Genomic DNA, 23,281 nt, shown 5'->3' with positions numbered 1-23,281 from the left:
TGCTCATGTTAGGCGGCCCTTTGTTCGAAGGCCACTGGTGATTTCCAGCCGAGGGCTGAATGTTTCCGGCGCGGGTTGTAGAAGCCGTTGATGTATTCGAAGAGGGCGACTTCGACCTCGCGGCAGGTTTGCCAGTTGCGGCGCCAGACCAGTTCGGCCTTCAGCGACTTGAAGAAGCTTTCGACTGCGGAATTGTCGTAACAGTTGCCTTTCCCACTCATCGACACCTTGAACCCGTGCTTGCGCAGCAGCTTCTGATAGTCGTGAGTGCAGTATTGCGACCCGCGATCCGTGTGGTGAATACAGCCCGGCGGCGGCCTTCGGATCGCGATGGCCATGTTCAGCGCCCGCAAGGCAAGATCCTGCTTCATGCGGTTGCTGATGGCCCAGCCAACGACGCGCCTTGAGAAAAGGTCAATAATCACAGCCAGATAGATCCACCCCTCGCGCGTCCAGACGTAAGTGATGTCGCCCGCCCACTTCTGGTTCGGCCCGCTCGCGGTAAAGTCCTGTTGCAGGAGATTCGGTGCGATGTTGAAGGCGTGATCGCTGTCAGTGGTGCGCTTGAACTTGCGGCTGCGGATGACCCGGATGCCATTCTGGCGCATAAGCCGCCCGACACGCCGCTGTCCGACACGAATGCCCAGCTCGTTCAGCTCCTCGGTCATCCGTGGTCGACCGTAGCTGCCCAGGCTCAGGCGGTGCTGATCGCGGATATGGGCGAGAAGCACCATGTCGCGCCGCTGGCGATACGACGGGGGCCGGTGCTTCCAGGCATGAAGTCCGCGTTCTGACACCCCCATCAGGCGGCACAGATGGCTGCGGGTCAGCACACCACGATACTCGGCAATATACTGAAACTTCACGGCTTTTGAGCCGCGAAGAACATCGCCGCCTTTTTTAGCACCTCCCTCTCCTCCCGGAGAATACGGTTCTCTTTGCGCAGTCGTTCGTTCTCGCGCAGAAGCTCGGCATCCTGCGCAGGCACCTTGGCTTCCTCCGAAACCGCCCGAACCCACTTGCCGAGCGTCGAAAGCCCGATCCCCAAATCAGACGCAACCTGACGCCGTGTCAGGCCACTGGTGAGCGCGATGCGAACTGCATCACGCTTGAACTCATCGCTGTGTATTGCTGCCATATCCGGTCTCCTTGATGGCGAGTATCGCTCTCAAAAGACCGGAACAGAACTGGTGCAGGTCCATACAGATGGGCTCCTTCAGATGGGCTCCTTGCGTCGATAACCCTGCGCAGCGTCGCTTGCCGCTTTGCGGGCCATGGACAAACCGGGCTTTCATCGGACTTGGGCAAATGGCGGTCTAACCGTCTCGTCCAGGCTCGTCTGGATTGTTGGAATAAAGCGCAATTTTGTTTCCCTGAGGGTCCCGGAGATAGCCCACGTAGAAATGAGGGCCATACGCATCGCGGAAGCCAGGTTGGCCCTCGTCCCTACCGTTGGCAGCGAGCGCTGCCGAATGAAGTTCACGGACTTCTTGCTGGCTTCGTGTCTGGAATGCCACCATCGCGCCATTGCCAACCGATGCCGGACGTCCGTCAAATGGGGGTTTGACGTAAAATGCGGGCAAGACGGCAGGCTCGTCAGGAAGCTCGGGGAGCTCGTAGCTGAGACCTTCCGGGCCTTCTACCAGTTCGTAGCCGAGGGCAGGCAGGAACGCAGAGTAAAATCGCTTTGCGCGCGGGATGTCATCGGCACCGACGGTGATATAGCTGATCATACAACAGGTCCATTGTCAGAGGATGATAGGAGACTGAGCCGCCGGTCAGAGCGCGCGCGCTTTGATTTCGATTGGGTCAATTCCATGATGCCGCATCTTCTTTTCTGCCCTGGATCTGATGACAGCAAGCAAGGTTATCAATGCCGTGTCATGGGCGCATTCGCGGTCCATCTTTGTGTAGACGAGATCTAACTCTTGCTCGGTCCAGGTCTGTAAATCCGCAAGATTGTGTTGGTGCTGCACCTCAAGCTTGTCGAGCGCACGTGCAAACTTCGCCTCTGCGGTCTCGCAGTCTTCGTATTCACGCCATAGCTCAAAGAGCAATCTTCCCGACGCCGCTGGTAGCATCCCGCGCATGGCTTCCATGGCTTCCGCTTCATAAGCAAGCTTGGTGTTCTTACGGGTGCTTTCTTCAAAATATGGAATATCCCCGGTGATGGCCTCCGCTATGTCATGGAGTGCGATCAGCTTCAGGGTCTGTCCCAGGTCGACAGGATGCTGAAGGTGTGGAGCCATCAGGACGGCCGCCACTGACATCATCCACGTATGTTCCGCGACACTTTCCTGCCGGCCATTCGATAGCCAGCTATGGCGCATCTCGGTCTTCAAGTTTTCGGCCAAGCCCAACACGTCCACAATGCCCTCAGCATCGGCACTGGGAAGTGTCGCGCTATCGCAGTTGTTTTCTGTCATGGGGCCCTCCTGTCACGGCCAAACAGATGCGCCTTCCAGACCGGTGGTTTCTGGCAGGCCGCAGATCAGGTTTGCGTTTTGCACCGCATGGCCGGCTGCACCCTTGCCAAGATTATCCACCACACCCATCGCGATCACCAGGTTTCGCTCTGGATCAGCTGCATAGCTGACGAATGAAAGGTTCGAGCCGGTAGCCCATTTTGTTTGCGGCGGCTTATCGGTCACCCGCACAAAGGCACGGTCGGCATAGTAGCGCCTTGCCGCGTCTAGGCACTGATCGGTAGTCGCGGTTCCGCGACAGTAGATGGTGACCAGCACACCACGGGTCATCGGCACCAGATGCGGCGTGAAAACCAGACCGAAGGCGTCGCCACCGCTGAGATGTTCGATGGTCTTGGCTATCTCAGGCATGTGGACATGCTTGAGCAGACCATAGGGCTGCAAGTTCTCGTTGCTCTCTGCGTATCCGAACTTGCTGTCACCGCCGCCCCGACCTGCGCCGGAAATGCCGGTCTTGGCGTCGATGATGATGTTGCTGGGCGCGATCAGCTTGTTCACCAGCAGTGGAGCCAGAGCATTCAGCGTAGCTGCAGGAAAACAGCCGGGGTTGGCGACGCGGCTCTGACCTTCGAGTTGTGCAGGCCAGACGTCAGCCAAGCCGTATGCCCATCCCTCGACGTAGCGGTGGTCGCCCCCAATATCGACGATCTTCACTCCGTCCGGAACGCGCGCCAGCGCTTCGGCCGATGTGCCCGTAGGCAACGAGGCGAAGAGCACGTCTAGCTTCGGCAGCGCAGCAGGGTCCCATTTCTCGATCACCAGGTCGGCCAGCTTGTCCGGCACGCCGGGGAAGCGGTCAATCAATCGACTGCCGGCGCTACCCTCGCCTGCGGCGTACACCAGTTCGAACGACGGGTGGCTGGCGATCAGGCGCAGCGCTTCACCGCCGCCAAAACCGCTGATGCCGACAATGCCGACGCGAATGCTCATGGTGATGTCCTACTTACAAAAGCGGTAAACATAATCAGCAAGTTCACTGGAAACTTCGATGATTTACGCCCCATTGTCCACGCTTCCCACACAAATCCGCTGCTGATCCCCGGACCATGGAAGCGGCAAAATAAAAGGTTCAGCGTACTGCCGCAACAGACTGGCGGGGATTGACTTCTATTCCACATAAATGGTGACGTAAGTCGTAGAGTCACCGAGGTCCTGCACAGCTATTCCCCGCGCCTTGAGACATACTCGATTGACGAAAGCTTTGTCGATTTATCCGGCTTCGGGGATCGCATGGAAGCCCATGCCGCCCGGATGCGGGATGCGGTCAGAACCGAGACGGGCATCCCGACCTGCGTGGGCATCGCGCCTACCAAGACGCTTGCCAAGCTGGCGAATTACGCCGCCAAGAAGAACCCGATCTTTTCCGGGGTCTGCAATCTCATGAACGAGGACGTGCGGGACTATGTAATGCGTCGCATTCCTGTCGGAGAAATCTGGGGCGTCGGGTCCGCGACCGAGGCCAAGCTGAAGGCCCAGGGGATCAAGTCTGCCGCCGACTTGCGGGATCTGCCTCTGGCCCTAAGCCGCAAGATCGGCACGGTTGTCCTTGAACGCCTGGTGGCCGAGCTGCGCGGGCTGTCGTGCATTGATTTTGAGGACGTGCCCCCACAGCGCAAGGGTATGGCCGTCACCCGCTCTGCGGGCGCGCCCATGACCAGTTTCGACACGCTGGCCCAGGCCGTCACCGCGCATGCCACAAGGGCGGCCGAGAAGCTGCGCCAGCACGAGCTGGTTGCAGGTGCGCTGACCGTTTTTTTTCACACGAACCCGCACAAGTCCGACCGCCCACAACACTCTGCGTCCCGCAGCGTGCGGTTGCGGCCCATGTCAAACCATACGTTCGACCTGGTAGATGCCGCTGTCTCAGCTGCGCGGGGAGGCTGGAAGGGCGATCCTTCAGGAAACGGCTATGGCTACACCAAGGCCGGGATCATCCTTGATGACTTGCTGCCCGAAGGCGACCAGCCTGCCATGCTTTTTCCACCGGAAAGGCCACGCGACGCGCGCCTGACGGACGCGCTCGATGCGATCAATGACCGTTTTGGCAAGAAGACGATGGTGCTGGCGCGGGAAGGTGTTGACCGATCCTGGGCGACAAAAGCGGATCACCGTTCGCCGCGTTACACCACGAGGATCAGCGAGCTACCAACCCTAAAGGTTTGATACAGGTTGAGCAGGGTTGCCCAGACCCCAAACGACAACAAGGAATATTACCGATATAGAAAAATAGGCGAGAGCATACCAAAACTTTTTGACCAATTCTTTGTCATGCAATCTGCCATGTTCATGTGTGTCACCGTCAGGAAGCTGTATTTCCGGTGCGCAACTGTTGTGTCAACTGTTCCAGTTCCTCAATACATTCATCATATGCCGTTCCTGATTTTGGAAAATCAGCACGAAGCCGTTGATAGAAGCTGAGCCATTTGGGAAGCTCGCTGATCGGGTATGTGCCGGACCAATACCTGCCGGTCATCGTGAACGTGGTTTCGGTATGGGTGACTTTCATTGTGTATGCGCACCTGTCTGGTTAATGCGTTTCATATTTCGGTATCGACCATCTGGCGTGATACGGATTCCCCAAGTTTAAATCAGCGCCGTGCTAATTTACAACCAGACACTGTAATATTCTCTGGAAATGATGGCTGATATAGGCGATTCTCTTTCTTATTGAAGGAGAGCATTATGGAAGCCGACAACACTTATCGCCTCGGTCATTCGCGTTTCAGCACATCGACCGAAGGTTTGCAGCGTATCCTGGAAGGCGCATACGATAAGAAGGCCAGGCCGCTGTGCCAATGCAGCCGTCAGGAACCGGCAATGTATATCGCCAAGGTCGGGAACGAATATATCCTGAAACGAATGCCCGGAACGGGCCATCTTCACGATCCGGTTTGTGAGACATTCGATCCACCCCCGGAACTGTCCGGCCTGGGCCAGGTGAACGGTCAGGCCATCGTGACCGACGAGGCGGGCGGCACGATGCTCAAACTGGATTTTCCGCTATCAGTGAAGGGCGGACGGGCCGCCCCCGTGGCCGATCCCGGAGAGGCCGCATCATCCGCCGTCGCCAGCCCGGCAAAGCTGCGTTTGCTGGCCATGCTGCACTACCTTTGGGAAGCCGCAGGTTTGAACAGGTGGCGGAATAGTTTCGGCCGCCGCCGCAGCTGGTTCATCATCCACCGTGAATTGATGGCCGCGGCCGCAAAAGTCAGCACGAAGGCCGGGCCGATCTCAGGCAACCTCTTTGTCCCGCCGCTCTATACGATCGAGGAAAAGGAAAGGCTCGCCGCCGACCGGCGTCGCTTCCTGCACCGGCTTCAGCCGGTTGCGGGAAAGCCCACACCCCTTGGCGTCGTCATCGCGGAATACAAAGGCTATGAGCCTTCGACCTACGGTCGAAAGCTGATCCTCAAGCATCTGCCGGATTATCCCATGTTCCTGGACGAGGAGACCGGGAAGCGGTTCGACAGGATCGCGGCCGACAAGATCGAGACGATCGAGGCCACACCGAACAGCCACCTGATCGTCATCGCGACCTTCAGCCCGAAGCCGAGCCACGGCAACATCCGCGAAATTGCCGTCATGCCCGTCAACGGGCAATGGATTCCGTTCGATCACGACCGCGAACACCAGTTGCTGGACGCCCTGGCCGAGCGCGACTTCATCAAATGCCTGAAATACAACCTGTCGGCCACAGCCCCTGTCGCCAACGCTCTGCTATTGGATACCGGAACGCCTGTCGCCATGTTCGCCCCCAATCACGACATGACAGAGGAGGCGTATGACGACCTGAAAAAGATCGCCGCCAATGGCGTCTATCCGCCGTGGCTGTGGGCACCCGAAGAATTTGACTTACCTGGTATCCCAGGCAAGTCAAAATAATCGCACGGCACGGCGGTTTCTTATCAGGTCATTTGTTTATTGGTTTCTGAATGGCCAGAAGGCTAGAGTAAATGGAAGCATTTCTTAAGCGGCGTCAGATTTATATTGTTTGGTTGAGGACTGAAAGGCTACGAGGATGAACCATTTTCAATGGGCTGTTGCCATAAACTCTGTAGGCGGTCTCTCCGATGGCGATGACGAGATGAGACTCGCAATAAAGGGCGCAGAGAACTTCTGCCTCGACTTCATTCGGGACAATGGCCTGCCTCGGAACTACATGGTAGAGAAAGGCATCACCTATATCGCTGCCTACATGGTCTCATGCGCCAAGAACATCGACTATGAAATCTTCAACCTCTATCTCGATAGCAGGGATTACCGGCGGATCTTCCAACGTGAAGCCGAGAAAAATACAGGTATCTTGGCGGATATGCTGAATGAAGCCGCGCAGATACAACCGGATATTCTCAGGAGCTACATCATCGGCGCAGGGTTGCGGTTGAAGATCGCCCCAACCGGAGCTGGCAAAGGCGTCAAATTAAGTAAGCAGAATAGTCGTTACTAAAAGTTGGTTTCAGAGTAAAAGATAACCAACAAAAAGCGAGATTATCATGGAATACTGTTGCCCTTTATGTGCCTCGACATCTGATTCACTTTCGCATTGTGAGTTTTGTGGAATAATTAGGAACGAGGTTTGTTATCCCACCAAGGAAAAATCGGAAGGGAGCTTCTGGCACGTCATCCTGATGCTTATTGGATTTGGCATGCTGTTGCAGATTTCTGCGCTGTTCCTCTGACCAATCCGGGCGTCCCCTTCGGGCCGCGCCCCCGGTTCCGGCCGGCAAGACCGGCCTCCACCCGAGCTGGTCGGGGCGATGCGCCCGGCTGCGCTGCACGGTTGAATGTCTCGTCCCGAGCCATCCCCCCGCACACCGGTCCTGGGCGCCCTGCCCCGTCCATCTCGTCCCTGTCGGGCGGGACCGCTGACGCGAGGCGTAGCCGGTTGTCCAGTCGCGCGCCGGGAACGACCTTGGGAGTGAAGGCGCGGGACCGAAGCAGGCTGTAAGCGAGACCATAGGGATCGAGCGTCAGCCTGTGGGCAACCGGGTGCGGCTTGCGGCAGCTGCGGCACAGACCCACCGTGGCCCCTTTCAGAATAGCGAGATCCCCGCGCGAGGCGCGGCGATCGAGACGCAGGGGGGATTTGGACAAGCCAAACGCCCCCTGCCCTTKYTGGGCCAGGCGCTGCGCGCCTGTCCGTYWGGGGACCRCYGGTCCCCCACCGCAACAKGAAAATGCTGCACGTCCTGCGGGGCCGTGTCCTCGCGCTKCGCGCTGCGGGCCGCACCACCCCCTTGTCCGTTTGATTTTCCCATTGCGGCGGTYCCCCCCCTGCCCTCGSCSGGRRGCAAGGGTTCAGGAGAGGGGCGCGCTTCGCGCTTCCTCGCCTGACCCCTCGCCCATTTTGGGCACCGGCCACAGGGCAAAGTCCGGGCCGGGATCGTCGCAAAAGAAGGAACGCCAAATGGCACAAGCAATCCAGACCGACACCGCCGCCGAGCAGGCCCGCGACCACATGCTGCGCCTGCTGATCGCAGAGCAGAACGACGCCTTCCGGCGCTGCCTGGGCTTCGCCGCCCTATGGCGGGACCATCATCTGAAAGGCCGTGCTGTCGTCACGCCGGGTTTCGAGGCCCTGCCGGTGGCGACCAAATCCGCCTTGATGGAGAAGGTTATCAACTTCAGCGACTTCACCGAAGAAAACGACCCTTGGGAGGATCATTCCTTTGGGCGCGTGGAAGCCGATGGCGCTGCGATTTTCTGGAAGATCGACCTTTACGACACCGCCTACACCTACGGCGCAACGATGCCCGATTGTGCCTGTGACCCCGACCAGACGCGCCGTGTCCTGACGCTCTACCTGCCGTCCGAACACTGACCAGAGATCGGCCTGCTTTGCTCCGTTAGCAGGCCGATGCTTCCCGCAGCTTCAACCGGAAAGGGGGTGAACACATGAGCAAAGCAATCTTTGAACAGCGCCTCGCGGAAGCATGGGCACTTGTCAGGAAGGGCGATGATTTTGGGATCGGCCGCCGCTTCCTGAACCAGCACGGGGCCGTTTAAGCCCCCCCGCCTTGTCCTGCCCTCACAGCCGGACAAGGCACCAATAAGCATAATCGTCGCAAACAGGAATGCCACCCATGAAAACCGAAATCATCGCCGCCGCCCCGATCCAGTATTTCCCGCTGGCCCAACTCTACGTCTCCGACATGAACCCGCGTCAGGACGCGGACCCGGAGGGGATCGACCTGCTGGCCGACAGCCTTGCCATGATCGGCCTGATCCAGAACCTTTCCGGCACCGTCGATGCGGATGGCCGCGTCGGCATCGTCGCCGGGGGCCGCAGGCTGCGCGCCATTGCCCGCGCGGTCGAGCGTGATCCGACCGTGACCAAGCGCCACCCGGAACTGGCCTCCGTTCCCGTCCGCATCGCCCCTGACGAGGCCACCGCGCGGGCATGGGCCAGCGCAGAGAACGCCGCCCGCGAGGACCTGGCACCCGCCGATGAAATCCGTGCCTATGGCCGGATGAAGGAGGCAGGCGCAGACGTGTCCACCATCGCCCGCAGCTTCGGCAAGACCGAGGCGCATGTTTACCGCCGCCTTGCCTTGGCCGCGCTGCCCGCCCCCGTTCTGGACGCCTTGAAGGCGGGGCAGATCAGCCTCGGCATGGCGAAAGCCTTCACCGTGTCCCAGGACGAGGCCCTGACCTTGCAGGTTCTGGCCGAGGTGATGGGCCGCGACCTGTCGGAACACCAGATCAAGCGCGCCTTGCAGCCCGACGCGATCAGCGGCACCGACCGCCGCGCCCTGTTCGTCGGGCTGGACGCCTACGAGGCCGCAGGCGGGCGGTTGATCCGCGACCTGTTCAGCGACACGACCGCGCTGCACGATGCCGACCTGCTGGACCGCCTGTTCATCGAGAAACTGAAAGAGGAAGCGGCGAAGGCCGGGGCGGTCTGGAAATGGGCAGAGGTTTGGACCGACAGCTATATCCCCTACGACACCACCAAGAAGATGGACCGCGTTTACCGCGTCGAGGGCGAACTGACCGAGGAACAGACCGAGCGTTATGACGAGTTGGCCGAACTGGCGAATGGCGACGTTCTGGACGAGGCAGGGCAGGCCGAACTGGCGGAACTCGTCGCAATCCTTGACGGAGATTACACCGATGCGCAGCGCGCCGTGGCCGGGGTGTTCGTCTATGTAGGAAGCGATGGACGGCTTTGCGTAACCGCCCCCCTTGTCAGCCCCTATGACCGCGCCGAGGCAATCGAGATGCAGGTTCTGACCGGCCATGCCGCAACGCGCCACGGCGCGGCCAGCGTCGAAGACGCGCCCAAGTCGCCCTATTCCGGCGCGCTGGTCGAGGACATGAAGGCCGTGCGGCTGGCCGCGATCCAGACCGCGCTTCTGGACAAGCCGGAAATGATCTTTGACCTGCTGGCCTTCGGCATGTCGCTGGCATCGGGTGTCAGCACCCATGTTTTCGACCTGTCGCCGGGCCGCCCCAACAACTGCCCGAGCAAGCCCGAGGGGTTGGAAGCGTCCGAGCGCCTGACCCATGCCCCTGCCGGGCATGAGGCATGGAGCCGCCCGGAATTGCGGGTGGACGATCTGGCGACTGCCTTCCGCACGTTCGTCGCCGCTGGCAAGAAAGCCCGCAACGCGGCGCTGGTCGAGGGTGTGGCGCGGACCCTGCCCTATGGTGCGGGGGGCACCGAGTTCTTCGGACTGATCGAGGCCGATGCCGGGGCTGGTATCCGCAAGGTCTGGACGCCCACCGCCGAGAACTTTTTCAGCCGCGTCAGCGCCGACTATCTGGACACGCTGCATCTGGACCTGACCGGCTGTGATCCGCAGGGGAACGGCTTCAAGGCGCACAAGGCGCAGAAGAAGGCCGAAAAAGCGCAGTGCATGGAGCGTCTGTTCAGCGATGCCGAGTATCAGAAGGCATGGAAGATCGACGCGGAGAAGAAGGCCCGCATCGAGGCTTGGACCCCGGACTGCTTCTGAAAAAATAGAAGGGGCGGCGAGAATAGCCGCCCCTTCAATCTATCAACAGAGGTATACACGTTATAAGATGCAACTTATTGGTATGGCAATACCTGAATAGACCCGCGCAGTGAACTATAAACATTTATTGAAGACCGGCAGACGATGCACACCGCCGCTGCAATCCATAAGAACGCCCACCCCTGTTTCGCCACCGCTCAGTCCGACATTCCCGCCGCAGCTCCTGTTCAGTCGAGCGCGGCCCCGCCCATCCTTCTGCGACGAAGGTTCAACTGGCCCCGCCTTGCGCGGGGCCTTTTTTCATCGCCGCCTTCTGTCGTGACAGGGCCAAGGAAAAGCAAAGCGGACGCCAGGAATGGGCGGCGTCTTGATGACCTGGCGGGGGTGGCCGTCTGCGCCGGCCCCCACCGCCAGGCCCGGCCCTTCGGGCGGAGCCTCGCCTTCGGCAAGGCAGGCAAGGTCGAACATATGCCTGCAGACGTTGGCGAAGTTCTAGATTCTGTCGCTGCTTTCCCTCACCTTACATTTTGATGAGAATATCAGAATGCAAAGCATTTCTGCATGGTTTACAGTTGGCAGATGTAAACAATAGCCGTATCGCACGTTTTAACGTAACAGGTTTTTAAAAGGCGATCTAAGCATGATCCGAATTTACTCTGCTATCATGCTCGTATCACTGTGCATCTCATGCACGCATGCCAATAAATCGGACAGTCTTTCGTGCCCGACACCTGCGCAAGATAGTCCAATAAATTTATGGCCGAACAGCCTTACAGACAGGCAGCTATTGGAAAATACGCCATATATATCTTTAATGATAAACCACGGAACCGATAGGGCTTTAGAGAATATCCTGATAAAGTCACAATCTATAGATACTCTTGGTGCCGTTACGCCGTCTTATATAAGACGGGTAAAAGATGCTCTAGCATATCGAGAGCTACATAAATGCGACCCCGTCCCAGATTACATGCCATATTATAGCTCAATGCCCGTTTACCCTGCGATGTAGAAGTTCGAGGTAAGAAGGTCGTCGGCAGATCAGAAGGAATTCAGGCGATGTTCATAGACCATGACATACTCGTTTTGCTCATTCTTACAGGGCTATGCACGTCTATACCTCTGATCCTGTCATTTGCGGTTCCAGAAAAATATCGCGTTAGAGCGTTATACTCCGTAGCTACGATATTTTTTTTAATTGGGATAGGTTTGGTCATACTTGCCAAGAAAAGCCTTGCTGAACCAGCAGGAGATATTTCCCACGCCTTCTATATTGCTATGTCCATACCACCATTGCTGACTGCCTGTATTTTAGCGGCAATAGCATGGCTATGGACTGACCCGTTTTGATGCCGTTACCTTCCTCGTGAATTGCAAAGTGAACAGTCAGGCAGCGTTTGCACGGGCAAAGGCAGGGCGTCCCCTTCGGGCCGCGCCCCCGGTTCCGACCGGCAAGACCGGCCTCCACCCGAGATGGTCGGGGCGATGCGCCCGGCTGCGCTGCACGGGTGAATGTCTCGTCCCGAGCCATCCCCCCGCACACCGGTCCTGGGCGCCCTGCCCCGCCCATCTCGTCCCTCACGGGCGGGACCGCTGACGCAGGGCGCGCATCCTGATTATCTTGTGAGACAGCTTTTGTTAATCTTTTAGATTAAGTCTGTCATAGAGCATGATAGAACCCCTGAACCAAGGCACGGACTTTTGCGGTACGGATACCGCTATCCCGGTCTTGGGGTTTCGACCGGTGAACGCTACCCTAGGTCTGACTTCAAAAACACCGAATCCTCTGATCTCAACCCTTTGTCCACGCGCAAGGCTCGCGACAATTGCCTCAAAGATCTTATCAACTGCGGCCTCGACGTCCCTTGATGGAAGATGAGGTCTTTCAGCTACAATTCTCTTTATCAATTCAGAACGAACCATGCAGTCCACCTCAGCAAAAACTTCAAGGTCACGAAATTAGCTGATCATAACCCGAAGCGATCTTATCTGTTCCTATTTTGGTCCCAGGTTTATTTGAAATAGCGAGATCTCCGCGCAGGCGCGGCGATCGAGACGCAGGGGGGATTTGGACAAGCCAAACGCCCCCTGCCCTTGCTGGGCCAGGCGCTGCGCGCCTGTCCGTCAGGGGACCGCCGGTCCCCCACCGCAACAGGAAAATGCTGCACGTCCTGCGGGGCCGTGTCCTCGCGCTTTGCGCTGCGGGCCGCACCACCCCCTTGGCCGCTGGATTTTCCCATTGCGGCGGTTCCCCCCCTGCCCTCGCCGGGAGGCAAGGGTTCAGGAGAGGGGCGCGCTGCGCGCTTCCTCGCCTGACCCCTCGCCCATTTTGGGCACCGGCCACAGGGCAAAGTCCGGGCCGGGATCGTCGCAAAAGAAGGAACGCCAAATGGCACTTTTTGAAATCGTCACCATGACCGACGACAGCGGCATGAGCCGCGTTGTGACCGATGACCTTGCCGCATGGGTCGATGACATGGGCACCGAAATCACCGGGACCGAGACCCGCGCAAGCCTGCGGACCGAATTGCAGGGCCAGCCCAAGATTGCCGGTTTCCTTGGCCCCTTCTGGGGCGGCCTGTCCCAAACCGGCGATGCCATCATCCGCTATGAGGATGAAGGCACCTATTCGGCCCTGAGCCAGTGAAGGAGCCGCAGATGACCCGTTTTTCTGTCGTACAGACCGATATTCACCCCGCCCCCTACGTTGCAGCAACAGGCAGCGCCCGGAGTGCCCAAATCTTGGCCCGCCTTGTGCGGGAGCGTTGCCCCGGAAACGCGTTTGGCATCCGCGAAGGCGCGGCCTTTGACGGGCCGAAAAGCAATGGTTTCATCCGCGATTGCGCCCGATCCTTGGAGGTTCAGCGGATCGCAGCGGATGAACTGTTTGCGGAAGCCGACGAGAACCCCGACCAGTTGGTGAAGTGGCACGTCTATTTCTACGACGCCGGGACCGGGAAGTTCCGCTTCACCGTGAACGCCTATCTGGATCACGATTTGCCCGTTCGGGCCAAGTGTGAAGCCGACCCCGAACTGGCCGGGCGGACGGTCGTCTATGGCGATCCGCCCACGATGGAGACGCTTTACCTGATGCTCGATGCCTTTGCGGCAAAGCCGGAGGCAACGGCATGAGCGGGTTTTCCTTCAACGGTTTTGTGGCGGGGGATACCCCCGCCACCTTTACCGACTTTCGCGTGTCGCCGGTCAGGATGATCCGCGAGGGCACGGATGCGGAAGCCATCGAGGTTTGCAGCCCTGCAGGCCGGGCTTTCTGGTCGATCTATGGCGACACCGGCGCAGGCTGGCGGCTTGTCCATGACGCCGAGGCCGACGACGCGGGCCTTGCCCTCGCCGCCCTGTCCGGGAACGCGGCAGCCCGGTTCGAGTATGCCGACCTTGAGACTGTCACTGTCGCCGGGACGCTGGCCGATCTTGCCGACCGTCTGGCCGAACGCATCCACGACGAAATCCCCGGTTACGACAACCCGGAAGATTTTCGCGGTGACGACTTCGACGCGCACCCGCTGTCCGAGCTGCGCGAGCAAATCCTTGAAGCCATCGAGAACGAGGCAGCAGCATGAACACCCGCAGTACATTCAGCGCCGGGGCGCTGGTCGCGCCCATGAACATCCTGAGCATCTGCGCCGCCCGTGAGGCCGCGCTGACGCAGATGCAGGACGCTATCGGCACCCTGTCGGACGGCTACAGCCGCGCGCTGGACGCGGCCGAGACGGCCAAGGGCGCGACCGCGGGGCATTCCTGCTATCTGCACTACAGCGACAACGAGGCCGTGAAATCGACCCTGTTTTCCGCCTTTGATCCTGTTGCCGTCCTGGCCCGGTATAAGCGCACCCTCGATGCCGCAATCTGGCTGCGGATCGTTGAGGAAAGCCGCCTCAAGGAAATCATGGACCGCACCGAACGGGACCAGCTGGACAAGCAGATGGGGGCGGATGACATGCCCGAGCCTACGCTTGAGAACATCCGCGCCACCTTGGAACGCCTGACCCTCGATGCCGACCTGATTTTCATGCGGGGCGTGGCCCGCGCCTTTTCCGAACTGGACCCGGCTTTCAAAAGCCACGACGCGTTCAAGATCGGCAAACGCATGATCTTCACATGGGTTTTCGATGATGGCGGCTATTGGTCCTATTCCGGCAGGGGCGAACAGATGCGGCGCACCTTGGCGGACGTCGAGCGGGTGTTTTCGCAACTGTCCGGCCAGCGGAGCTATGGCGACCTTGAGGGCGCGATCAATGCCGCCCGGCGCGGCGGATGGGGCGCACGTCAAACCGAGATCGAGACCGAGTATTTCACCGCCCGATGCTTCAAGAACGGCAACTTGCACCTGTGGGTGAAGGATGCCGACCTGCTGCGGAAGGTCAATCAGGTTCTGGCGAGTTATTACGGCGAAGTGCTGGCCGATGCCGCAGGGTCCGACGAGCAGCCCGCCGACTTCCGCACCGGAACTGCTGTTGCCAAGGATCTTGCCTTCTACCCGACGCCTGCGGCGACGGTCGAAGAATTGCTTTCTGATCTAACGATCAAGGCGGGCAGCCGTGTTCTGGAGCCAAGCGCCGGTATCGGCGCCATCGTCCGGCCTGTCTTGAAGATGGGCGCGACCGTGGACGCTATCGAAATCCACCCTGACCGGGCAGCAGCATTGCGGGGCATGGCCCACCCTGCGCTCAAGGTTCATTGCGCAAATTTCCTGAAGGTCACGCCTGCGCCGGTCTATGACCTGATCCTGATGAACCCGCCGTTTTCAGGCACCCATTTCATGGATCACGTCAAACATGCGTGGGACTTTCTTGCATCGGGCGGCGAGCTGCGCGCGATCCTGCCCGCGTCCGCCGAGGTTGGATCGACCACCAAGCATGAGCGGTTCCGGGCATGGGCCGCACAGCATTCCCCGCGCGGCTATCGCTGCCACCAGTGGCGCGACCTGCCGCCCGAGAGCTTCGCCAGCGTGGGCGTCCGTATCAACACCGTGGTGCTGACCCTTCAGAAGTGCTAGGCAAAACCTACTCCTTTTTGCGACGGAGTGACTTAGGCCCCGCTTCGGCGGGGCCATTTTTACCGACCACCCATCGGAGTGCCATGAACAAATTTCCCCCAATGCGCCCTGAGGATTTGCCTGAGTGGAGTGGTATTGGTGAATATTTTGGCGCAGTTAGGTCAAATTTAGACGGGCCCATGCCTTTGTTTATTAACGCGGCTGATACGGCGATGGGTATTCTTATTCGGAATTTGAGTAGTCCGGGTAAGCTTAGAGCCGTTGGGCTAATAAATTACGCATACAGCAATTGGCGCTCGGCAGTCGTGCTTGCACAGGCAGGATGTGTCCATCAGCTTCCTCTTGTTCTGCGACCTTCGCTTGAGGCGCTGACTTACGCTCACCTCTTTGCCAGCAGCTCAGAGTGGCAAACTTGTTGGGAAAATCGACATAAGACAAAAGCGGCCGCACAAAAATTTAGGAAAGATGGCCCCAAAGCAGCAAGAGATTTCTTGAAAAAATCCAACGCTAAATTAGCGGCGGAAATTGCAAGCCTTACAGAAAATTTTGTTGATTTTGGCGGGCATCCTAACATTGGCGCTATAGAGCATCTTAGTAGTTATTATACTAACCCAACTGACGGTAACTCAGCGTTTGTTGTTTTTGATCAGCTCGCTGGTGAAGAAAAAAGGTATCAAGCTAATATTTGGATACTTCAATTTTCAGGAATTATTCTAAATATTTTAAAGATGATGTGGCCTGAAAGATACATGCTATTGAGGATTGAGGATATGGATAAAAAATATCGTCAATTGGGCGTGGAATTTATTAGAGCAAATCAATTCAAACGGAAGACTAAGCAGGAGTAAGCTGATCCGGGCGTCCCCTTCGGGCCGCGCCCCCGGTTCCGGCCGGCAAGACCGGCCTCCACCCGAGCTGGTCGGGGTGATGCGCCCGGCTGCGCTGCACGGTTGAATGTCTCTCCGAGCCATCCCCCCGCACACCGGTCCTGGGCGCCCTGCCCCGTCCATCTCGTCCCTGACGGGCGGGACCGCTGACGCAGGGCGCGACGGCGGTTGTCCAGTCGCGCGCCGGGAACGACCTTGGGAGTGAAGGCGCGGGACCGCAGCAGGCCCGCGCGAGACGTCAAGGATCGAGCAAGGGCCTGTGGGCAACCGGGGGCGGCTTGCGGCAGCTGCGGCACAGACCCACCGCGGCCTCTTTCAGAATAGCGAGATCCCCGCGCGGGGCGCGGCGATCGAGACGCAGGGGGGATTTGGACAAGCCAAACGCCCCCTGCCCTTGTTGGGCCAGGCGCTGCGCGCCTGTCCGTTTGGGGACCACTGGTCCCCCACCGCAACATGAAAATGCTGCACGTCCTGCGGGGCCGTGTCCTCGCGCGTCGCGCTGCGGGCCGCACCACCCCCTTGTCCGTTTGATTTTCCCATTGCGGCGGTTCCCCCCCTGCCCTCGCCGGGAGGCAAGGGTTCAGGAGAGGGGCGCGCTTCGCGCTTCCTCGCCTGACCCCCCGCCCATTTTGGGCACCCGACCACGGCGCAAAGACCGGGCGGGATCGTCGCAAAGAAAGGAAAGCCAAATGGCTAAATCGTTCGACCTCTACCAGCACGTCACCGACAGCATCATTGCCAGCATCGAGTCCGGCACCCCSGCATGGCGCAAGCCTTGGACGGGCGAGAAGGGCGGCGCGCCGTTCCCGCTGCGCAGCAACGGCGAACCCTATTCCGGCATTAACGTCCTGATGTTGTGGCTGGCTGCAGACGCCAAGGGCTATCGCGCCCCGTTCTGGTTCACCTATCGCCAAGCCCAAGAGGCGGGCGGAAACGTTCGCAAGGGAGAGCGGTGCGCCACGGTTGTAAAATACGGGACTTTTGACCGAGAGGACAAAGACACCGGCGAGGAACGCCGCCTGCCCTATCTGAAATCTTACAGCGTGTTTAACGCCGAGCAGATCGAGGGGCTGGCCCCGGAATACTATGGCACCCCCGCCGAGGCCGCGCGTGACCTTGGGACCGAGGCCGACCCGGCGCTTGACGCTTTCTTTGCGGCGACCGGGGCCGAAATTCGCACCAGCGGCGAACCGCAAGCCTACTACGACCCCGCCGCCGACCATATCCACATGCCGCCGATTGCCACCTTTCACGATGCGGCAGGCTATTATGGGACGCTGGCCCATGAGGCTTGCCACTGGACCGGACACAGCACCCGCCTTGACCGCTTTTCCCGTTTTACAGATCGCAAGGCTTATGCGTTCGAGGAACTGATTGCTTTATCTTGACAGTCTGCACCACCTGTCGGCTTGCGGCTTTGCTATTAGCGCGACGTAGGGGGTGGTCAGGCCAGCCGCCGCGCTCCCCATAAAGCTGGCGGTGGCTGGCCTGATCACCGCCGTCCGGTAAGATGTATAGGTTGGAATGATAGATCGGGTATCCACATGGCACGCGATATTAGACTTCAGGAAACTCGCAAAGTAGAAGGCATTGATCGGGACATTCCGACAGTTCTTGCCAATGGGGCACTCTATGATCCCCACCTCGAGCAGTTTTTTCTGGAACTTCCGCTGAACGGCACGCGATCCCGACACTCACTTCGTGCTATCGGTTATGACATTGTCGTATGGCTTCGATTTCTGGAACAGGCCCGCATGACTTCGGTCTGGTCTGTGTCATACGACGATGTCATCGCCTTTCACGGCACTCGACGAAGTAGCGGCGCTTCTCATTGCATCTCTGCATCGTCCTGGAACCGTTCTGTTGCGTCCCTCGACAAGCTCTATCGGTGGGGTATGGAACGCGAATTGATCGCATCCAGTCCATTTCGGCACCGGCAAATGTGGCGGCGCGGCTTTGGTGGCCAGCGCTCGGCTCGCGCAGAGCGGAACATGGCGTACGAGCCATCCGCCGTGTCGTCTCGGCCTCGATTTGTTTCTCTGGAGGTCTATCGGTTGTTCAACAGGCTCGGTCTTCGAGGGCAGACGCAAAACGGACACGAGCGGCCGGGAGCGCGAGATCGCAACGGTATACGGAATTCGCTCTTTGCCGATTTACTCGTCTCAACCGGGCTACGGCTCGAAGAGGCGGGATCACTATTGGCCTGTGAGCTTTATGCGACGGGCATGGAGAACGACACTCGGCGACAGATTAGATTTGTGCTGGCGCCACCGATTGGCAAAGGCAATCGCGGGCGGACGATCTTGATTCCTCGCCGCGTCATAGTTCGGATTCAGGATTACATCGAGATAGAGCGCGCCAGTGCTACTGCCAAATTCAAGGCTCGATCCGCGTGGAGCAGAATTACACGGCCAATTTTCGCCGAGCAATCTGAAGGCGATCCCACAATGTTAAATCTGCCTGACGGTTCTAGGGCCCGTATTGACCGGTTTGGTACAGAAGAGCGGCAGCGGCTTGTACTTTGCACGGCGGGCATGCCTTGCGCGCCAGCCTCTCTGTGGCTGTCCGAGATTGGTCTCCCAGTTAGGTTCAATTCCTGGGAGGCAATCTTTCTGCGGGCAAGCCGGCGCTGTAGCGGTGCGGGCCTCGATATCCGCCTTTCGCCCCATCAACTCAGGCATACGTTCGCCGTCCACATGCTGGCCATGCTGATTGAACAGCAAATTAGTCTTACCACACATGGTGTTAGTGGCATGGAGGCTTACCGCCAGCTTTTAAGCGACCCGTTGCAACAGGTGCAACGGTTGCTCGGTCACGCGAGCATCACGACAACCTATGTCTATCTCGAACAGATCGCGGCGCAGGCAGATACAGTGGATACTGCTGTGGAGAGGCTGCTCGCGCTTGTAAGCAATGGTGACGTTCTATGAGCACCAGACCATGCAAAGGCCGTATTGCCGCTTTCTCAACCGAAGATGGCATCATAGAGGCGCATCAACCCAGTTCTGTATCCGGTCTACGGTTCAGTATTTCAGCCCGATCAGGTGGAACTGCCATCCTAGATTTTACTGACCTCCGGCCTCGGCCATTGGCGATCGACGTCGCCCAGGCCATTCGCAGATTAAGCGAGATTGGCGGTCCACTCGGTGCACGTACCACCGTCAAGGCCTATGCCAACGCAATACCCATTTTCTTCGACTTCTTAGCGTCTGAAGCGTCCAGCCTTACAATGACTTCTGAGATTGAGGCTAAGCATATCGACAAATTTGAGGATTGGCTGGATGCAAAAGGCAAGAGCCGGGTCCACGCGTTCACGCTCTTGTCGAAGATCGTTCTAGTTTTTCGCGAGATCAGCGCGGAACACCCTGACCGGGTATCGCAAAGCCTACGCGATCGGCTGCGATACACGAGCGCGCGGGCCTTCGAGCGGCCCTGTCCTCGTGATGCCTATAGTCCATATGTCGCCCGGCAACTGCGCGATGCGGCGCGAGCGGACGTCGCGACTTTGATGCGGCGCATAGATAGTTGCCTACCGGAGGCACTGGCTGCGCACGCCGATCCCACCATCCGGCAAAGAGCCCTTGCAGTGAGTGAAGCTGTGGTCAGACGGGGCTTTCTTCCGCGCACTGACCAGGCCACCAGCTCCCTCTACAGCGCGCTCTATTCACGCGGGCTGCCAACGACCGCACTGCGCGAAGGTATCTATTCGCGGTTCTATCTGATGGTTCACGACCTTCCACCGTTGCTAACTCTTCTCAGTCTCGACACTGGCCTTGAGATCGAATGCGTCAAGACGCTCAAGATCGACTGCCTGACCAACGCGTCGGCTGGAACCGCAACCCTTAGCTACATGAAACGTCGTGCCCATGGGCATGCGCAGAAGACAATGCGCGTGCGGGACGGTGGACCAACGACTCCGGGTGGTTTGATCCGCGCCATTACGGAGATGACTAGGACTGCGCGCCAGTTCCATCCGACAGATGCGCTCTTCGTGTTCTATCATTCTTGCGGTTTCCATTCGGTCGTTCGGCATCCTAAATTGACACTAAGTCAGTGGATAACGCGCCACAGTATCGTCGATGACGAGGGGCGTCCGCTCACCCTGTTGCTGTCACGGTTGCGCAAAACCCATAAGGCGCTCTGGTATCTCAAGACCGGAGGGCACATGACGCGTTTTGCAGTCGGACATTCGATCGACGTCGCGGCCCAGCACTATGCCGATATTCCATCCTTGCGACCACTTCACGAGACCACTGTGGTGGAGGCTTTGGAGGATGCGATACGACCGGCTGCTAAGGTAATGACCGCCCCGGTTTTAATTGCTAATGAATCCGCTGCAGATCCGCAGCGCAGCACTCCGCTACACGAGGACAGTCACATTGCGCCGACGGACATTCAGGATGTCTGGCTTGCGAGCTGTTCGGGGTTCTATAAGAGCCCGTTCTCTAAATCCGGCGCCCCATGTAGCCATCCCTTCTGGGGCTGTCTCGATTGCCGCAACGCTGTCATCTCTGAGCGCAAGCTACCCGCCATCCTGGGATTTCTGGATTTTATCGTTGCGCAAAGGACCGCGCTCGGCGCAGCAGACTGGGCAGCCAAGTTTGGCCACGTCCACGCGCGGATCACACGGCAGGTGCTGCCGTCATTTTCGGCGGAGGTGATCGCAGCGGCACGTGCTTCACTCGCGTCCGATCCGCCACAAATGTATCTGCCACCTGAGACCACACAATGATCGAAGTGCAAGCGTCACATCCTGAACACAGCGGCGAGAGCCGATCCGATTGGTACGTTCTGGCGCATATGCCGCTCCGTGACAGCTACGACCGGGAGGCGCTATCGCGATACGATGACGACTGTTGGGACCTAAGCCCGGCGGTATTTAGAGAGAATGCGCGGAGATACGATTGCACCGTCAGGTTCGATACACTGCAAGACCCGGCAATGGCGGCAGCAATGCGGGAATATCTCTATGCACGGCTCAACATTCACATTCCAGGCTGGGCGCCTCGCCTACCGCCAGCGAATATTCAACAAGCTTTCAATCAAATACGACAATTCTTCGAGTTTGTTCTCGCCGAGCTGGGCGCGACTAACATAGCCGGTGTTGATCAGGCGCTGCTGGATAGATACGCCAAGACCATTATGTCTTCGAAGGAACGAAAACCGGCGAGTAATGCCCTGCTGCTCAAGCCGATCTGGCATCTGCATCACTATCGCATGCACCTTCCAAGCGCTGGTCTGCCATTTGAACCCTGGCCGGGGCGGAGTTCAGCGTCCGTTGTCGGGCATTCCTCTAAGCGGCAGGAGAACCAGACTGAGCGTATTCCAGAGCCGATCCTGACGCCTTTGTTGAAATGGTCGTTCAAATACGTGCAGCTATTTGCGGTCGACATCTTAGCTGCGCGCGCCGAACTGTCTGCAATAGCAGATAGCGCTAAACGTTTTTCAAAGTCGGATCAGAACCGCACCCGCAAAGACTTCATCGCTGTGCGCTGCGCCCGGATCGAGCGCTGGCTTTCTGTGCGTGCTCACGAAGGTCGCGGCGTGCCGGTCTGGGCGCAGCCGACGAATGGAGCAACGCGCGACAATGCGGGTAATCTACCAATCAACTGGCATCTGCTGAATCTTGTTGCGGGTGTTGATTTGCATGTGAGCCCTGGAAGCCATCTTGGAATGCTCAAATCTGCGAGACAGATTGTTGAACGACATATAGCTAACTATGGAGTTGAATCAGGCGGCTTCGACACGCTTGTCTCCTGCGACCCGGACACTGGGCGACCGTGGCGTTTGGGCTTCGATCATCTGGCCGTGAAGCGCGAGAAGCGCATGTTGCAGGTAGCGGGATATATCCTGTGCGCTTATCTGACCGGCATGCGCGATTGCGAGGTCCAGGCGATGCGCCACGGCTGTTTGACCGTCTCGCGCAGCGACGACGGGCTGATCGATCGATACCGAGTGCGCTCGAAAGCTTACAAATGGAAACGCGTGTCAGGAGTGCCGGCCACTTGGATTACGATAGAGCCGATCGCCGAAGTGATCGGGGTCCTCGAACGGCTCTCGAAAGACGCCTGCGTCGCTCACGGCACCGACACGCTCTGGCCGGTTCTTGACATGAATCGAGCGGGCAAGACCCACCTGTCGACAGAGATTGTGCGCTCGATCAACGCTTTCCGGGATCACATCAATGCTGAGTTGGCATGTAACAATTCGGCTGAGTTGATCCCTACGACAAACAATGACAAGGCATTTAAGATTAATACTCGACAGTTCCGCCGCACTCTCGCGTGGCACATTGCCAACCGGCCCTTTGGCACGATTGCCGGCATGATCCAGTATAAGCATGCCTCGGTCGCTGTAATTGAGGGATATGCGGGGTCAAGTTCGTCTGGATTTAGGCGCCAAGTCGATCAGGAGCACCAGCATGGTCAGATGGATGACATACTAGAATATTTCGACGCCCACCGGGTCGGTGACACGTTAAGGGGCCCGGCGGCCGCCCGGCTGAAGGTCTCCTTCGAAAAAATAGACAGCGAACTTGACCCACTTCCTGCACGCATCGCCGATCGAGGACGACTACGGGCGATGCTCGGCGATCTGGCCCGCACGTTTCACGTCGGCATGTTGGCAGATTGTTTTTTCGATCCCACTATGGCCCTTTGTCTCAAGACAGCCACCGACCAAAATAAGCCGCAAACTGCGCTCTGTCAGCCGACGAAGTGTCCCAACGCCTGTATCCGAGCTCAGCATATTCCAAATTGGAAGAGGGCAGACGATGACGCCAAAAAACTTCTCAAGGAGAAGCGGCTTTCGGACCTGCAGCGCTCCTCATTGAAGACAGAACAGGCGCGAATTCGAGATGTAATTAAAGGGTTCTCGAAACCTTAAAATTTTGCGGGCTCTTTTAAAAATCTTCTGTGAGACACGGAGCATTCA

Annotated in this window: 21 protein-coding genes; 15 read left to right on the top strand and 6 right to left on the bottom strand. The window is 58.5% G+C overall.

Annotation, left to right across the window (positions count from 1 at the left end; genetic code table 11):
• Positions 1-8: 8 nt before the first annotated feature.
• The 4 genes from SY26_RS18130 to argC all read right to left on the bottom strand — a co-directional run bounded on the left by SY26_RS18130 (position 9) and on the right by argC (position 3,416).
• A protein-coding gene (locus tag SY26_RS18130; protein WP_369799452.1) for an IS3 family transposase occupies positions 9-1,138 on the bottom strand; the annotation gives its coding sequence in 2 pieces (ribosomal slippage) (positions 9-892 and positions 892-1,138; 1,131 coding nt in all).
• A gap of 178 nt (positions 1,139-1,316) precedes the next feature.
• Entirely contained in the window at positions 1,317-1,733 is a 417-nt protein-coding gene (locus SY26_RS20635) for a VOC family protein (RefSeq protein ID WP_084693922.1), read from the bottom strand.
• 45 nt (positions 1,734-1,778) lie between these two features.
• The gene (locus SY26_RS18120) at positions 1,779-2,426 is read right to left on the bottom strand and encodes an HD family hydrolase (protein ID WP_045983515.1); all 648 of its coding nucleotides are present in this window, start codon (positions 2,424-2,426) and stop codon (positions 1,779-1,781) included.
• Between the two features lie 12 nt (positions 2,427-2,438).
• The gene (gene argC / locus SY26_RS18115) at positions 2,439-3,416 is read right to left on the bottom strand and encodes an N-acetyl-gamma-glutamyl-phosphate reductase (protein WP_045983514.1); all 978 of its coding nucleotides are present in this window, start codon (positions 3,414-3,416) and stop codon (positions 2,439-2,441) included.
• A 186-nt stretch (positions 3,417-3,602) separates the two neighbouring features.
• Between argC and SY26_RS18110 the strand changes: the two genes are divergently transcribed.
• Complete coding sequence (locus SY26_RS18110) at positions 3,603-4,649, top strand: Y-family DNA polymerase (RefSeq protein WP_084693921.1); 1,047 nt, start codon at positions 3,603-3,605, stop codon at positions 4,647-4,649.
• Between the two features lie 136 nt (positions 4,650-4,785).
• On the opposite strand, the gene SY26_RS20630 is transcribed toward SY26_RS18110, so the two are convergent.
• Complete coding sequence (locus SY26_RS20630) at positions 4,786-4,992, bottom strand: hypothetical protein (protein ID WP_084693920.1); 207 nt, start codon at positions 4,990-4,992, stop codon at positions 4,786-4,788.
• 176 nt (positions 4,993-5,168) lie between these two features.
• On the opposite strand from SY26_RS20630, the gene SY26_RS18105 reads away from it, so the two are divergent.
• From SY26_RS18105 to SY26_RS21280, 5 genes are all read left to right on the top strand, one after another.
• Positions 5,169-6,368, top strand: coding sequence for a DUF1173 family protein (locus tag SY26_RS18105; protein ID WP_084693919.1), 1,200 nt, complete (start codon positions 5,169-5,171; stop codon positions 6,366-6,368).
• Positions 6,369-6,504: 136 nt separating this feature from the next.
• A complete protein-coding gene (locus SY26_RS18100) occupies positions 6,505-6,933 on the top strand; it encodes a hypothetical protein (protein WP_046001702.1) in 429 nt (142 codons plus the stop codon).
• Between the two features lie 960 nt (positions 6,934-7,893).
• Positions 7,894-8,307 carry a DUF3768 domain-containing protein gene (locus SY26_RS18095; RefSeq protein ID WP_052715370.1) on the top strand — a complete coding sequence of 138 codons (414 nt, stop codon included), beginning with the start codon at positions 7,894-7,896 and terminating at the stop codon, positions 8,305-8,307.
• A 262-nt stretch (positions 8,308-8,569) separates the two neighbouring features.
• The gene (locus SY26_RS18090; protein ID WP_046001701.1) at positions 8,570-10,444 is read left to right on the top strand and encodes a ParB N-terminal domain-containing protein; all 1,875 of its coding nucleotides are present in this window, start codon (positions 8,570-8,572) and stop codon (positions 10,442-10,444) included.
• Between the two features lie 1,059 nt (positions 10,445-11,503).
• Positions 11,504-11,794 (top strand): hypothetical protein, encoded by a 291-nt coding sequence (locus SY26_RS21280; protein ID WP_157020527.1) that lies wholly within the window; start codon positions 11,504-11,506, stop codon positions 11,792-11,794.
• A gap of 288 nt (positions 11,795-12,082) precedes the next feature.
• On the opposite strand, the gene SY26_RS20625 is transcribed toward SY26_RS21280, so the two are convergent.
• Positions 12,083-12,367, bottom strand: a complete 285-nt coding sequence (locus SY26_RS20625) for an HU family DNA-binding protein (protein ID WP_084693917.1) — start codon at positions 12,365-12,367, stop codon at positions 12,083-12,085.
• A 466-nt stretch (positions 12,368-12,833) separates the two neighbouring features.
• On the opposite strand from SY26_RS20625, the gene SY26_RS18085 reads away from it, so the two are divergent.
• The 9 genes from SY26_RS18085 (at position 12,834) to SY26_RS18050 (ending at position 23,233) form a co-directional block, all read left to right on the top strand.
• Entirely contained in the window at positions 12,834-13,091 is a 258-nt protein-coding gene (locus tag SY26_RS18085; RefSeq protein WP_046001700.1) for a hypothetical protein, read from the top strand.
• Positions 13,092-13,102: 11 nt separating this feature from the next.
• The gene (locus SY26_RS18080; protein WP_046001699.1) at positions 13,103-13,576 is read left to right on the top strand and encodes a hypothetical protein; all 474 of its coding nucleotides are present in this window, start codon (positions 13,103-13,105) and stop codon (positions 13,574-13,576) included.
• Positions 13,573-14,025, top strand: a complete 453-nt coding sequence (locus SY26_RS18075) for a hypothetical protein (RefSeq protein WP_042249951.1) — start codon at positions 13,573-13,575, stop codon at positions 14,023-14,025. Before SY26_RS18080 ends, SY26_RS18075 begins: the two co-directional genes overlap by 4 nt.
• A complete protein-coding gene (locus tag SY26_RS18070; protein WP_046001698.1) occupies positions 14,022-15,461 on the top strand; it encodes a DUF4942 domain-containing protein in 1,440 nt (479 codons plus the stop codon). Before SY26_RS18075 ends, SY26_RS18070 begins: the two co-directional genes overlap by 4 nt.
• An 83-nt stretch (positions 15,462-15,544) precedes the next feature.
• Positions 15,545-16,309 carry a hypothetical protein gene (locus tag SY26_RS21275; protein ID WP_157020526.1) on the top strand — a complete coding sequence of 255 codons (765 nt, stop codon included), beginning with the start codon at positions 15,545-15,547 and terminating at the stop codon, positions 16,307-16,309.
• A gap of 728 nt (positions 16,310-17,037) precedes the next feature.
• The gene (locus tag SY26_RS18065; RefSeq protein WP_084693916.1) at positions 17,038-17,736 is read left to right on the top strand and encodes an ArdC family protein; all 699 of its coding nucleotides are present in this window, start codon (positions 17,038-17,040) and stop codon (positions 17,734-17,736) included.
• Positions 17,737-17,892: 156 nt separating this feature from the next.
• Entirely contained in the window at positions 17,893-19,278 is a 1,386-nt protein-coding gene (locus SY26_RS18060; protein ID WP_046001697.1) for a site-specific integrase, read from the top strand.
• The gene (locus SY26_RS18055; protein ID WP_046001696.1) at positions 19,275-21,080 is read left to right on the top strand and encodes a hypothetical protein; all 1,806 of its coding nucleotides are present in this window, start codon (positions 19,275-19,277) and stop codon (positions 21,078-21,080) included. The genes SY26_RS18060 and SY26_RS18055 overlap by 4 nt, the downstream gene beginning before the upstream one ends.
• A 209-nt stretch (positions 21,081-21,289) precedes the next feature.
• Complete coding sequence (locus tag SY26_RS18050) at positions 21,290-23,233, top strand: integrase (RefSeq protein ID WP_232303396.1); 1,944 nt, start codon at positions 21,290-21,292, stop codon at positions 23,231-23,233.
• Positions 23,234-23,281 lie beyond the last annotated feature (48 nt).

It is taken from the genome of Paracoccus sp. 228, from assembly GCF_000967825.1.
Taxonomy (GTDB): domain Bacteria; phylum Pseudomonadota; class Alphaproteobacteria; order Rhodobacterales; family Rhodobacteraceae; genus Paracoccus; species Paracoccus marcusii.
The sequence above is the reverse complement of the archived record's forward strand: the minus strand, read 5'-3'. Positions and strand labels throughout refer to the sequence as shown.

Bases quoted from the DNA above. Each gene is read 5' to 3' on its own strand.
- SY26_RS20635 (WP_084693922.1), bottom strand. From the start codon at position 1,733: ATGATCAGCTATATCACCGTCGGTGCCGATGACATCCCGCGCGCAAAG.
- SY26_RS18120 (WP_045983515.1), bottom strand. From the start codon at position 2,426: ATGACAGAAAACAACTGCGATAGCGCGACACTTCCCAGTGCCGATGCT.
- argC (WP_045983514.1), bottom strand. From the start codon at position 3,416: ATGAGCATTCGCGTCGGCATTGTCGGCATCAGCGGTTTTGGCGGCGGT.
- SY26_RS20630 (WP_084693920.1), bottom strand. From the start codon at position 4,992: ATGAAAGTCACCCATACCGAAACCACGTTCACGATGACCGGCAGGTAT.
- SY26_RS18105 (WP_084693919.1), top strand. From the start codon at position 5,169: ATGGAAGCCGACAACACTTATCGCCTCGGTCATTCGCGTTTCAGCACA.
- SY26_RS18100 (WP_046001702.1), top strand. From the start codon at position 6,505: ATGAACCATTTTCAATGGGCTGTTGCCATAAACTCTGTAGGCGGTCTC.
- SY26_RS18095 (WP_052715370.1), top strand. From the start codon at position 7,894: ATGGCACAAGCAATCCAGACCGACACCGCCGCCGAGCAGGCCCGCGAC.
- SY26_RS18090 (WP_046001701.1), top strand. From the start codon at position 8,570: ATGAAAACCGAAATCATCGCCGCCGCCCCGATCCAGTATTTCCCGCTG.
- SY26_RS21280 (WP_157020527.1), top strand. From the start codon at position 11,504: ATGTTCATAGACCATGACATACTCGTTTTGCTCATTCTTACAGGGCTA.
- SY26_RS20625 (WP_084693917.1), bottom strand. From the start codon at position 12,367: ATGGTTCGTTCTGAATTGATAAAGAGAATTGTAGCTGAAAGACCTCAT.
- SY26_RS18085 (WP_046001700.1), top strand. From the start codon at position 12,834: ATGGCACTTTTTGAAATCGTCACCATGACCGACGACAGCGGCATGAGC.
- SY26_RS18080 (WP_046001699.1), top strand. From the start codon at position 13,103: ATGACCCGTTTTTCTGTCGTACAGACCGATATTCACCCCGCCCCCTAC.
- SY26_RS18075 (WP_042249951.1), top strand. From the start codon at position 13,573: ATGAGCGGGTTTTCCTTCAACGGTTTTGTGGCGGGGGATACCCCCGCC.
- SY26_RS18070 (WP_046001698.1), top strand. From the start codon at position 14,022: ATGAACACCCGCAGTACATTCAGCGCCGGGGCGCTGGTCGCGCCCATG.
- SY26_RS21275 (WP_157020526.1), top strand. From the start codon at position 15,545: ATGAACAAATTTCCCCCAATGCGCCCTGAGGATTTGCCTGAGTGGAGT.
- SY26_RS18060 (WP_046001697.1), top strand. From the start codon at position 17,893: ATGGCACGCGATATTAGACTTCAGGAAACTCGCAAAGTAGAAGGCATT.
- SY26_RS18055 (WP_046001696.1), top strand. From the start codon at position 19,275: ATGAGCACCAGACCATGCAAAGGCCGTATTGCCGCTTTCTCAACCGAA.
- SY26_RS18050 (WP_232303396.1), top strand. From the start codon at position 21,290: ATGGCGGCAGCAATGCGGGAATATCTCTATGCACGGCTCAACATTCAC.